The sequence below is a fragment of the Streptomyces sp. NPDC060049 genome (assembly GCF_042736715.1).
Lineage (GTDB): Bacteria > Actinomycetota > Actinomycetes > Streptomycetales > Streptomycetaceae > Streptomyces.
This window is the reverse complement of record NZ_JBHWVV010000001.1, coordinates 380,969-393,106: the sequence shown is the minus strand read 5'-3', so window position 1 is coordinate 393,106 and position 12,138 is coordinate 380,969. Positions and strand designations below refer to the sequence as shown.

Here is a 12,138-nt window from a genome sequence, read left to right as displayed (position 1 = left end):
CGGGCACGGTCCTTACGAACCACCCCTTAATCTGGATATATGGCCGCACTTCCCTCCCCCACGACCTCACCCGTCACCACCCCGGCGACACCCGCACCCGCACCCGGTTCCGCATCCGCACTCGCGTCCGCCCCCGCCCTCGGGCCGAGAGCCGCGGACGACTCCTTCCGGGCGCGCTTCGGGCCCGTGGCGCTGATCGTCACGGCGGGCGTCTCGGTGCAGTTCGGCGCCGCGCTCGCCGTCTTGATCATGCCCAGGACGGGCGCGGCGGGCGTGGTCACGCTGCGGCTCGCGGCGGCCGCGCTGGTGCTGCTGCTCATCTGCCGGCCCAAGGTGCGCGGCTACTCCCGCGCCGACTGGACCACCGTGGTGTGGTTCGGCGTGACCATGGCCGGCATGAACGGCCTCTTCTACCAGTCCATCGACCGCATCCCCCTCGGCCCCGCCGTCACCCTGGAGGTGCTGGGCCCGCTGGTGCTGTCCGTGGTGGTCTCCCGCCGCCTGATGAACCTGCTGTGGGCCGGCCTGGCGCTGGTCGGCCTCGTGCTCCTGTCCACCCACGGCGGAGGCGGCTTCGGCGGACTCGACCCGCTGGGCGCGGCGTACGCAGTCGGCGCCGGCGGCATGTGGGCCGCGTACATCGTCTTCAGCGCCCGGACCGGGCGGCGGTTCCCGCAGGCGGACGGACTGGCGCTGGCGATGGCGGTGGCGGCCGTGCTCTCGCTCCCCCTCGGCGTGATCGAGGCGGGCTCGGCGCTGCTCCTCCCCAGCACCCTGGCGCTCGGCCTCGGCGTGGCGGTCCTGTCCTCGGTCCTGCCCTACACGCTGGAACTGCTGGCCCTGCGCAGGCTGCCCGCGCCGACCTTCGCGATCCTGATGAGCCTGGAACCCGCGATCGCCGCCACGGCCGGCTTCTTCGTCCTGAACCAGGCGCTGTCGGCGCTGGACGCGGCGGCGATCGCGCTGGTCATCGCGGCGAGCATGGGCGCGGTCCGCTCGCAGACCCGCCCGCGGCCGCTGGACGGCTGACCCGGCCTCCGGGCGGCCGGCGTCCGGCCGCCCGGTGCCTCACGTCGCGACGCGGTCCAGCGCGGGCAGGAACTGGTCGTAGAAGTCGACCTTGAGCTGGAGCGTGCGCTCCTCCATCTCCTTGAAGCGGTCCGTCGTCTCCTCCTGGGAGAGGAGCTCGGTCACCCGTGTGGCCAGGCGGTCGGAGTGGGTGCCGGACAGCAGGGACACCGTCGCGAGGGAGTGCGTCTTCGCGTCGTGCAGGTGGTGCGGGTGGTAGAAGCGCGACTGGATCCGGCCCCCGGGCGCGAGCAGCGGCTCCATCCGCTCCCACAGCCGTCCGTACTCGACCGACACCAGGACCTCGCCCCAGAACCGCAGGACGGTCAGCAGCCGCAGGTCCGCGTCCTCGTGGCCGCCCGCGTCGGCGATGAGTCCGAGGGTGTCGCCGATCGCGCGCTTCGTCGCGGCCGTCGGCCTCGACGCCACCAGGGCCTGCCGGGACACCCCGAGCCGGTGCAGGTCCCAGGTCATGTCCTCGCGGTGCGAGGGCGAGTGCCCGTAGTCGTCCGGGTACTCCTCCCGGAGGATGATCCGGGCGATGCGCAGACCTTCCTCGTCGCGCAGCAGGTCGATCGCCAGGTCGTAGGAGGGCGTGAACGCGAGCGATACGAAGCGCCGCTGGAGCAGGAGTCCGGCGAAGTCCTCCTCCGGCAGGCGGCTGATGTTCGCCAGGACCGGATGCTGCTCGAACCGCCCGATCAGCGTGTCCTCGAACTCGTCCAGATCGTGCAGATCGTGCATGGCCGTACCCTTCCGTGGATCACAGGCTTCTGGCTCTGATCGACTCGCGCCAGTCGGGGAAGACCACGTCGTGGCCGATCCCCCAGAGCGTGTCCAGCTCCCTCAGGACCTGCCGGCCCATCGTGCTGTCACTGCCGTCGATCTCGATCTGGGCGGAGTCGATGGCGAGTTGGCGGTGCAGGAACGAGCTGACCAGAAAATGCTCGTCGACCTTGTGCACGGCGATGGACGGCAGGGAGTTGTACACCCGCACCTGGAGCAGGCCCCGGTCCTCCTCCCGGACCGCCCGGTGGATCTCCGCGAGGCCGGCCAGGCACCGTCGCACGCTCGCCTGCACGTCCACGGCGAAGGCCGGGTCCCGTACCGTCCGCAGGGCCTCGTCCCGCAGGCCCGCCACGGGTGAGGAGGGGTGCAGCAGCATGATGCGCACCGGGATCCGCTGGTTGACGAGCGCCTTCTCCAGCGAGGTCTGGAGCTGGTCGAGGTTGGGCATCCAGGTTTGCAGGATGACCACTTCCTGCGCGGCTTCCTCCACGAATCCGTTGAACACCGTGACGGGGAACTCCCCGTGCACCCGGATCACGCCGAGGTAGTTCTCCTGCTTGAGCTGCTGGGCGACGGTGTCGATGTCCAGCTTGGCGAGCTGCGCCTGGAAGCTGCTGTCCAGCCGGGCGACCTGTGCCTGGACGGTGCCGTCCAGGCGGGCCACCTGCTCCTGCACGGTGTCGTCCAGGCGGGAGATCCGCGTCTGGACGGTGTCGTCGAGCGCGGTGACCTGCGCCTGGACCACGTCGAGTTTGCGCAGGCGGTCGATCTCCAGCAGGAGGAAGACGGTGACCGTGCTCAGGATGAGCAGCGTGACCTTGGGCAGCGCGCCCCCGGGAGCCAGCGCGTCGAGCCACCCGAGGAGGTCCGCGAGCAGCACGACGACGCCCGACGTGGCCATCAAGGCCAGCGCTATCCGTTCCACGCGATAGCGGATGTCGCCACCACTCATGCCACTCCAGCCCCCGGCCCGCCCTCGTCCGCGATGACGGTATACCGATAGCCCTGCCACCAGGGGCAGTTCAAGCCACGACGGGTCGAGCGGGCAGAGGCGGGCCGGGCCGGGGCGGCGGGCCGGCCCGAGAAGGCGGGCCGGGCCGGGCGGCCGGGGTCAGTTCCAGGCGATGTCGCCGCCGGTCCGCGGTGCCGCCGCGTCCGCGTGCCGGACGTTCGCCTCGACGTGGACCGATCCCGACGGCCGGTCCGCGGACCAGGCGGAGAGCGGGGCCCCGGTGCCGACCCCGGTGCCGGGGGTCTTCCCCTCCGGGTGGTCCTGGCCCCAGCCGCTCGCCACGGTCACGCCCAGGGCGAGGGTGCTCAGCGCGGCAGCCGCGAAGTACATCCGAGGAGGCGTCATGCGCGGAGCATCCCAGCCCCGCGGGGGCGGAGGGAAGGCCTCGGCCGGTCTTGTCCGGGCGGGCTTGCCGGCCCCGGCGGGGGCCTCGGTTCCAGGCCTCGCGGCTCCTGCCCCGCCAGCCACTGGAGCCCCTGCAGCACCTGCTCCGGGCGCTCCGGCGCCGGGCTCGCACGCCTCGCCGGTCTCCCGAGCCGGGTCCTCGACCGGACGATGGACCTCACCCGCGCCGCGCATCGCGATCCGGGCCCACCCCGGCCCAGGGGTGTGGGCCGGCCGCCTCAGAGCAGCCCGAGCACCGCGCCCAGCCCGTCCGGCCGCTGTTCGACCGGGAGGTGGCGGACGAGTTCGACCCGGCACCCCAGGGCGGCGGCCCCCGCGTCCGCGACGGGATCGTCACCGACCATGAGCACATCGGCGGGCGCCTGCCCGAGTGCTTCGCAGGCGGTCCGGAAGAGTCGCGGATCGGGCTTCTGCACCCCGTGCTCGAAGGAGAGCACGTAGGCGTCGACGAGGTGGTCGAGGCCGTGGGCCCGGAAGACGGGCCGCAGGTCCCAGCCGATGTTGCTGACGACGGCGACCGGGACGCCCCGCTCGCGCAGGGTGGCGAGCGTGGAGGCGGTGTCGGGGTAGGGCCGCCAGGCCGGGGGAGTGCGGTGCCGGTCGTACAGGGCGTCGGCCAGCTCCGCCGACGGCAGCGACGCCTCCCGGGCGAGCGCGGTGTAGGCGGCCCGGTGCTTCGCGGAGCTCAGGTCGCGCTCCCGCCACAGCGTCTCCAGCCGGCGCGGCAGCCGGCGCGGGTTCGCCCCTCCGGGGAGGGCGCCGGCCTCCTCCAGGCGGCGCGCGCAGTCGACGAGTTCGGCTTCGGGCAGGTCGAGGCCCGCTTCCTCCACCACCGCGCGCAGCCAGTCCTCGGTCGGCTCGACGCGGAAGAGGGTGCCGGAGAAGTCGAACATCACGCCTTTGAGCGTGTCCGTGTTCGCGCCCGTGTCCGAGTGCGTGTCCGTGTTCGCGTCCGTGCCCGAGTGCGTGTCCGAGTCGGCATCCGTGACCGTGTCGCTGTTCGTCTCCTTGACCATGGTGCCGATCCTCGCCGGGCCGCGACGGGACCCGCAAGCCCCACCCGGGTCGATGGCGGCCGCAGGTCATCCAAATCGCCTCAGACACATCCCAGTTGGGGCGAAGACTGCCGACGCGGCGGCTCGTCGAAAAATAATGCAAGCACGCTTGATTGTTTTCCTGACGGCTGCCAGGCTTCCCCACACGCCGAGAAGGGGAGCGCACCCGTGCCCGATCCGTCCGCTGTTGCCGTCTTCGTCGATCTCCGCGAGGAGGGCAGGGAACTCGACTCGCTGGTAGGGGAGTTGTCCGCCCACGACTGGGCGGTGCCCACGCCCGCGCCCGGCTGGAGCATCGCCCACCAGATCGCCCACCTGCACTGGACCGACCGGGCCTCGCTGCTCGCCCTCACCGACGCCACCGCCTTCGCGGTACTGGTCGAGGAGGCCCTCAAGGCCCCCGACACCTTCGTCGACGCGGGCGCCGACGAGGGGGCCGCGCTGGCCCCCGCCGAGTTGCTGGCCCGCTGGCGGGCCGGCCGCGACGCCCTCGACGAGGCGCTCGCCGCGGCCTCGCCCGAAGCCAAGTTCCCCTGGTACGGGCCGCCGATGAAGGCCGCGTCGATGGCGAGCGCCCGCCTGATGGAGACCTGGGCGCACGGCCAGGACATCGCCGACGCGCTCGGCGTGCGCCGCGTCCCGACGGCCCGGCTGCGGCACGTCGCGCGGATCGGCGTACGGGCGCGCGACTACGCCTTCGCCGTACGGGGCCTCGCGGCGCCGGCGGGGGAGTTCCGGATCGAGCTGACCGCCCCCGGCTCCGCCGAGTCCTGGGTCTACGGTCCCGAGGACGCGCCCCAGCGCGTCACCGGCCCGGCCCTCGACTTCTGCCTGCTGGTGACCCAGCGCGCCCACCGCGCCGACCTGGCCCTGACGGCCGACGGCCCCGACGCCGACCGCTGGCTCGACATCGCCCAGGCCTTCGCCGGCCCGGCCGGCCCCGGCCGCGCACCGGGAGCCTCACGGTGACCCGGCGCCCGCTGCTGATCGGCAACGCGTCGGGCTTCTACGGAGACCGTTCCAGCGCCCTGCGCGAGATGCTGACGGACGGCCCCCTCGACGTGCTGACCGGGGACTACCTCGCCGAGCTGACCATGCTGATCCTCGGCCGCGACCGCTTGAAGAACCCGGAACTCGGTTACGCCAAAACCTTCCTGCGCCAGCTGGAGGACTGCCTGGGCCTCGCCCACGAGCGGGGCGTGCGGATCGTCGCGAACGCGGGCGGTCTGAACCCGGCCGCTCTCGCCGGGGCGGTACGGGCGCTGGCCGCGAAACTGTCCGTCCCCGTCTCGGTCGCGCACGTGGAGGGCGACGACCTCATGCCCTACGGGGAGGGCGCGCTCACCGCGAACGCCTACCTCGGCGGCGCCGGCATCACCGCCTGCCTGCGGGCGGGCGCGGACGTGGTGGTGACCGGCCGGGTCACGGACGCGGCGCTGGTGAGCGGGCCCGCGGCGTGGTGGTTCGACTGGACGGCGGACGACCACGACCGGCTGGCGGGCGCGGTGGTGGCGGGCCACGTGCTGGAGTGCGGAACGCAGGCGACCGGCGGCAACTACGCCTTCTTCACCCGCCACGACGTCTCCCGCCCCGGCTTCCCCCTGGCGGAGGTCTCCGAGGACGGCTCCTCGGTCATCACGAAGCACCCGGGCACGGGCGGGGTGGTGTCCGTCGGCACGGTCACCGCGCAACTCCTCTACGAGACCCAGGGCATCCGCTACCTGGGCCCCGACGTGACGGCCCGACTGGACACCGTCCGGCTCTCGGACGCCGGTCCGGACCGGGTCCGGATCTCGGGCGTCCTCGGTGAGGCCCCGCCGGACACCCTGAAGGCGGGTGTGACCCGGATCGGGGGCTGGCGCAACGAGGTGGTCTTCGTCCTGACGGGCCTGGACATCGAGGAGAAGTCGGCGCTGGTCCGGGAGCAGCTGGCGCCGCTCCTGACTCCGGTCGAGTCCGCCGTCTGGACGCTGTCCCGTACGGACCACGAGGACGCGGGCACGGAGGAGACGGCGAGCGCGCTGCTGCGCCTGGTGGTCCGCGACCCGTCCCCCGACCGGGTCGGCAGGGCCCTGACCTCGGCCGCGATCGAGCTGGCGCTCGCCAGCTACCCCGGCTTCCACGTGACGGCCCCTCCGGCCCCGGCACAGCCGTACGGGGTGTTCGCCGCGACCGCGGTCCCGCGCGGCCGGGCCGCCGCCACGGCGTTCCTCCCGGACGGCACCCGTCTGGCGGTGGATCCGGCCCCGCCGGCGTTCGAGGCGCGCGGGTCCGGGGGCGGAGCCCCCGAAGGCGTCCTGGGTGCGACCCCGGTTCCGGGACGTGCCGGGCCCACCCGCCGGGTGCCGCTCGGGCGGCTGGTGGGCGCCCGCAGCGGGGACAAGGGCGGTGACGCCAACGTCGGGGTGTGGGCCGAGACCGCCCCCGCCTGGGAGTGGCTCCGCGACACCCTCACCGTCGACGCCTTCAAGACCCTGCTCCCCGAAACAGCCCCACTGGAGGTGACCCGGCACGTGCTGGCGAACCTCCGCTCCCTCAACTTCACCGTCACCCGCATCCTCGGCGACGGCGTGGCCTCGGGCCACCGCTTCGACCCCCAGGCCAAGGCCCTCGGGGAGTGGCTCCGTTCCCGGCACGTCGACATTCCCGTCGCCCTGCTCGACGGGCACCCCGGAGGGGACCCGCCCGCCGCGCCGGTGACCGCCGCGCCGGAGACGCTGCCGTCACCGGAAGCCGGACCGCCGTCGCAACTCCCCGTGCCCACCACCCTGGAGGGGACCCCGTGACCCGCCTCAAGACCGCCGTCGACCCGCTCGCCCCCGAGCACGCGCAGGCCCGTACCGCCGCCCTGGAGCGCCTCGCCGAACTCGACTCCGCCCACGAGGGGGCCCTGCTCGGCGGCGGCGAGAAGTACACCGCCCGCCACAAGAGCCGCGGCAAACTCCTGGCCCGCGAACGCGTCGAGCTGCTGCTCGACCCGGACACCCCGTTCCTGGAGCTGTCCCCGCTCGCCGCCTGGGGCAGCGATTACCCGGTCGGCGCGTCCATGGTCACCGGCATCGGCACGGTCGAGGGCGTCGAATGCCTTGTGACCGCCAACGACCCGACGGTCCGGGGCGGCGCCAGCAACCCCTGGACCCTGAAGAAGGCCCTGCGGGCCAACGAGATCGCCCGCCAGAACCGCCTCCCCTGCATCAGCCTCGTGGAGTCCGGCGGCGCCGACCTCCCCTCCCAGAAAGAGATCTTCATCCCGGGCGGCGCGATCTTCCGCGACCTCACCCGGCTCTCGGCGGACGGCATCCCGACCATCGCCGTCGTCTTCGGCAACTCCACCGCCGGCGGCGCGTACATCCCCGGCATGTCCGACCACACCATCATGATCAAGGACCGCTCGAAGGTCTTCCTCGGCGGTCCGCCGCTGGTCAAGATGGCCACCGGCGAGGAGAGCGACGACGAGTCCCTCGGCGGAGCGGACATGCACGCCCGGACCTCCGGGCTCGCCGACTACTTCGCCCTCGACGAGCACGACGCCATCCGCCAGGCCCGTCGCGTCGTCGCGCGCCTGAACCACCGCAAGCCGCGCGCGGACCCGCCGAAGGCCGAAGAGCCCCTCCACGATCCCGAAGAACTCCTCGGCATCGTGCCCGCCGACCTCAAAACCCCCTTCGACCCCCGCGAGGTCATCGCCCGGATCGTCGACGCCTCCGACTTCGACGAGTTCAAGCCCCTCTACGGAAACAGCCTGGTCACCGGCTGGGCCACCCTCCACGGCTATCCGGTCGGCATCCTCGCCAACGCCCAAGGGGTGCTGTTCAGCGCCGAGTCGCAGAAGGCCGCCCAGTTCATCCAGCTCGCCAACCAGCGCGACATCCCGCTCCTCTTCCTCCACAACACCACCGGCTACATGGTCGGCAAGGAGTTCGAGCAGGGCGGCATCATCAAACACGGCTCGATGATGATCAACGCGGTCTCCAACTCCCGCGTGCCCCACCTCTCCGTCCTCATCGGAGCCAGCTTCGGAGCCGGCCACTACGGCATGTGCGGCCGCGCCTACGAGCCCCGCTTCCTCTTCGCGTGGCCCAGCGCGAAGTCCGCCGTGATGGGCCCCGCCCAGCTCGCCGGCGTGCTCTCCATCGTGTCCCGCCAGTCGGCGGCCGCGAAGGGGCAGCCGTACGACGAGGAGGCGGACGCCGGCATGCGCGCCTTCGTCGAGGCGCAGATCGAGTCCGAGTCCCTGCCGATGTTCCTCTCCGGTCGGCTGTACGACGACGGCGTCATCGACCCGCGCGACACCCGAACCGTCCTCGGCCTGTGCCTGTCGGCCGTCCACAACGCCCCCGTCGAGGGCGCCCGTGGCGGCTTCGGCGTCTTCCGGATGTGAGCCCGCACATGACTCTGCCCAGCACACCCCTGTCGGCGGTACTGGTCGCCAACCGCGGCGAGATCGCCGTCCGCGTCTTCCGCACGGCCCGCGCCATGGGCCTGACCACGGTCGCCGTCCACTCCGACCCCGACGCCGACGCCCTGCACGTGCGCACGGCCGACGCCGCCGTACGACTGCCCGGCGCCGCCCCGGCCGACACCTACCTGCGCGGCGACCTCGTCATCGAAGCCGCCCTCGCCGCCGGCGCCGACGCCGTCCATCCCGGCTACGGCTTCCTCTCCGAGAACGCCGCCTTCGCCCGCGCGGTCCAGGCCGCCGGACTCACCTGGATCGGCCCGCCGCCCGCGGCCATCGAGGCCATGGCGTCCAAGACCCGGGCCAAGGAACTGATGCGTGCCGCAGGGGTCCCGCTCCTGGAGCCCGTCGACCCGCACACGGCTACGGCCGGCGACCTCCCGCTGCTCCTCAAGGCGGCGGCTGGCGGCGGAGGCCGCGGGATGCGGGTCGTACGGGACCTCCACGCGCTCAAGGAGGAGCTGGAGGCGGCCCGCGCCGAGGCCAGGTCCGCCTTCGGAGACGACGAGGTCTTCGCGGAGCCCTACGTCGAGCGGGGCCGCCACGTCGAGGTGCAGGTCCTCGCCGATGCCCACGGCACCGTCTGGGCGCTGGGCACCCGCGACTGCTCCCTCCAGCGGCGCCACCAGAAGGTCGTCGAGGAGGCCCCGGCGCCCGGTCTGCCCGAGACCCTGCGCACGAGCCTGCACGAGGCGGCCGTCGCGGCCGCCCGGGCGGTCTCGTACCAGGGAGCGGGCACCGTCGAGTTCCTCGTCACCGCCGACGGCCGCCCCTACTTCCTGGAGATGAACACCCGCCTCCAGGTGGAACACCCCGTCACCGAGGCCGTCTTCGGGCTCGACCTCGTCGCGCTCCAGCTGCGGATCGCCGAGGGCGCGCCCCTCCCGCTCACCCCTCCGCAGCCCTCCGGGCACGCCGTCGAGGCCCGCCTCTACGCCGAGGACCCGGCGCACGACTGGCGCCCGCAGACCGGGACCCTGCAGACCCTCGCCTTCCCCGGCACGGTCCGCGTGGACACCGGTTTCACCGACGGGGACACCGTCTCCGTCCACTACGACCCCATGCTCGCCAAGGTCGTCGCGCACGCGCCGACCCGCGCCGAGGCCGTCCGCGCCCTCGCCCACGCCCTCGCCGGAGCCCGCATCCACGGACTGCTCACCAACCGCGAGTTCCTCGTACGGTCCCTGCGGCACCCGGAGTTCGCCGCCGGACACCTCGACACCGGCTTCTACGAGCGGCACCTGTCCGCCCTCACCGAAGACGCCCCGGACGCCGCACCGGCCGCCCTCGCCGCGGCCGTGGCCGCGGCCCTCGCCGAGGCGGCCCCCGCCCCCGGCGCCCCCCTCGCCGCCCGCCTCGGCGGCTGGCGCAACCTCCGCTCCCAGCCGCAGACCCGTCGCTACGTGACGGCCGGAAGCGAGTACGAGGTCCGCTACCGCCCGGCCCGCGGCGGCCCCCCGGAGCTGGTGGACCACCCCGGTCTTCGCGTCCTGTCGGCCACCCCGGAGCTGGTCACCCTGGAGATCGGGGGTGTCCGACGCGTGTTCCACGTGAAACCAAATGCGAACACGCCCGAGATCCACGTCGATTCGTCGCAGGGGGCCGCCCACACCCTGACCCCGGTACCCCGGTTCGCGGACCCCCAGGACCGCACCGAACCGGGTTCCCTGCTCGCCCCCATGCCCGGCACCGTCGTCCGCGTCGCCGAGGGCCTCGCACCCGGCGGCCCCGTCACGGCCGGGCAGCCCCTGCTCTGGCTGGAGGCGATGAAGATGGAACACCGCATCCTCGCGCCCGCCTCCGGCACGCTCACCGCGCTCCACGCCGTCACCGGCCAACAGGTCGAATTCGGCGCCCTGCTCGCCGTAGTCCAGGAGGAAGCATGAGCTCCATCGAAAGCGAAGAACACACGGCACTGCGCGCGGCCGTCGCCGCCCTCGGCCAGAAGTACGGCCGCGAGTACCTCGCCCGGGTCGCCCGCGAGGGCGGCCACCCCGACGAGCTGTGGGCGGACGCGGCCAAGCTCGGCTACCTCGGGGTCAACCTCCCCGAGGAGTACGGTGGCGGAGGCGGCGGCATCGCCGAACTCTCCATCGTCCTCGAGGAACTGGGAGCCGCGGGCTGCCCCCTCCTCATGATGGTCGTCTCACCCGCCATCTGCGGCACGGTCATCGCCCGCTTCGGCACCGACGCCCAGAAGCAGGCTTGGCTCCCCGGCCTCGCCGACGGCACCCGCACCATGGCCTTCGGCATCACCGAACCCGACGCCGGCTCCAATTCCCACCGCATCACCACCACCGCCCGCCGCGACGGCGACGACTGGATCCTGACCGGCCGCAAGGTCTTCATCTCGGGCGTCGACATCGCCGACGCCACCCTCATCGTCGGCCGCACGGAGGACGCCAGGACCGGCAGCCTCAAACCGTGCCTGTTCATCGTCCCCCGCGAGACCCCGGGCTTCGCCCACACGCCGATCGACATGGAACTCCAGGCGGCGGAAAAGCAGTTCGAGCTCACCCTGGACGACGTACGCCTGCCCCGCTCCGCCCTGGTCGGAGACGAGGACGCGGGCCTCCTCCAGCTCTTCGCGGGCCTCAACCCCGAGCGCGTCATGACCGCAGCCTTCGCCATCGGCATGGGCCGCTACGCCCTCGCCAAGGCCGTCGACTACGCCAAGACCCGCCAGGTCTGGAAGAACCCCATCGGCGCCCACCAGGCCATCGCACACCCCCTCGCGGCCGCCCACATCGAGCTGGAACTGGCCCGCCTGATGATGCAGAAGGCCGCCCACCTCTACGACGCCGGCGACGACATGGGCGCGGGCGAGGCCGCCAACATGGCCAAGTACGCCGCCGCCGAGGCCTGCGTCCGCGCGGTGGACCAGTCCGTCCACACCCTGGGCGGCAACGGCCTCACCCGCGAATACGGCCTGGCCGCCCTCATCACGGCCTCCCGCGTGGCCCGCATCGCCCCGGTCAGCCGCGAGATGATCCTCAACTTCATCTCCCACCAAACCCTGGGCCTCCCCAAGTCATACTGACCCGCGCCGACCACGGAGACCGGAGGGCGGGGGCGAAGCCCGTGCCGGGGCCGGGGACGGGGACGGAAGGCGGGGCGAAACCGTGCCGACCACGGAAGCCGGAAGGCGGGGCGAAACCCGTGCCGGGGCCGGGGCCGGGGACGGGGGCGGGGTGGGGTGTCGGCCGGGACGTAAAACGTGATTTGTGGCGCGAGTAAGCCCGCACCCCTCGAAAGCACCGCCTGAGGCGCCAAAAATCATGCAGTCCCGGCCGACACCCCACCCCGCCCCCCGCCCCGGCGGGCGGGCCGCGGCGCGGGCGGGGGGGGCG

10 protein-coding genes are annotated in these 12,138 nt (G+C 73.2%); 6 read left to right on the top strand and 4 right to left on the bottom strand.

Features of this window, described 5'->3' with window-relative positions; genetic code table 11:
* Window positions 1-39 precede the first annotated feature (39 nt).
* Window positions 40-1,029 (top strand): DMT family transporter, encoded by a 990-nt coding sequence (locus ACFWBY_RS01790; RefSeq protein ID WP_385330719.1) that lies wholly within the window; start codon window positions 40-42, stop codon window positions 1,027-1,029.
* Between the two features lie 39 nt (window positions 1,030-1,068).
* Here the strand turns inward: ACFWBY_RS01790 and ACFWBY_RS01785 are convergent, their stop codons facing one another.
* The 4 genes from ACFWBY_RS01785 to ACFWBY_RS01770 form a co-directional block, all read right to left on the bottom strand.
* The gene (locus ACFWBY_RS01785) at window positions 1,069-1,812 is read right to left on the bottom strand and encodes a hypothetical protein (RefSeq protein WP_385330723.1); all 744 of its coding nucleotides are present in this window, start codon (window positions 1,810-1,812) and stop codon (window positions 1,069-1,071) included.
* A gap of 19 nt (window positions 1,813-1,831) precedes the next feature.
* Window positions 1,832-2,809 (bottom strand): hypothetical protein, encoded by a 978-nt coding sequence (locus tag ACFWBY_RS01780; protein WP_385330726.1) that lies wholly within the window; start codon window positions 2,807-2,809, stop codon window positions 1,832-1,834.
* 159 nt (window positions 2,810-2,968) lie between these two features.
* On the bottom strand, window positions 2,969-3,214 hold the full coding sequence (locus tag ACFWBY_RS01775; RefSeq protein WP_385330728.1) for a hypothetical protein: 246 nt from the start codon (window positions 3,212-3,214) through the stop codon (window positions 2,969-2,971).
* 278 nt (window positions 3,215-3,492) lie between these two features.
* Window positions 3,493-4,167: an HAD family hydrolase gene (locus tag ACFWBY_RS01770; protein ID WP_385330868.1), complete on the bottom strand. Its 675-nt coding sequence runs from the start codon at window positions 4,165-4,167 to the stop codon at window positions 3,493-3,495.
* A 330-nt stretch (window positions 4,168-4,497) separates the two neighbouring features.
* Between ACFWBY_RS01770 and ACFWBY_RS01765 the strand changes: the two genes are divergently transcribed.
* From ACFWBY_RS01765 to ACFWBY_RS01745, 5 genes are all read left to right on the top strand, one after another.
* Complete coding sequence (locus tag ACFWBY_RS01765) at window positions 4,498-5,298, top strand: TIGR03084 family metal-binding protein (protein WP_385330731.1); 801 nt, start codon at window positions 4,498-4,500, stop codon at window positions 5,296-5,298.
* A gap of 68 nt (window positions 5,299-5,366) precedes the next feature.
* Window positions 5,367-7,115 carry an acyclic terpene utilization AtuA family protein gene (locus tag ACFWBY_RS01760; RefSeq protein WP_385330870.1) on the top strand — a complete coding sequence of 583 codons (1,749 nt, stop codon included), beginning with the start codon at window positions 5,367-5,369 and terminating at the stop codon, window positions 7,113-7,115.
* Window positions 7,112-8,710, top strand: a complete 1,599-nt coding sequence (locus tag ACFWBY_RS01755) for an acyl-CoA carboxylase subunit beta (RefSeq protein ID WP_385330734.1) — start codon at window positions 7,112-7,114, stop codon at window positions 8,708-8,710. The genes ACFWBY_RS01760 and ACFWBY_RS01755 overlap by 4 nt, the downstream gene beginning before the upstream one ends.
* 8 nt (window positions 8,711-8,718) lie before the next feature.
* Entirely contained in the window at window positions 8,719-10,674 is a 1,956-nt protein-coding gene (locus ACFWBY_RS01750) for a biotin carboxylase N-terminal domain-containing protein (RefSeq protein ID WP_385330737.1), read from the top strand.
* Window positions 10,671-11,828: an acyl-CoA dehydrogenase family protein gene (locus tag ACFWBY_RS01745; protein ID WP_385330740.1), complete on the top strand. Its 1,158-nt coding sequence runs from the start codon at window positions 10,671-10,673 to the stop codon at window positions 11,826-11,828. Before ACFWBY_RS01750 ends, ACFWBY_RS01745 begins: the two co-directional genes overlap by 4 nt.
* Window positions 11,829-12,138: the final 310 nt, after the last annotated feature.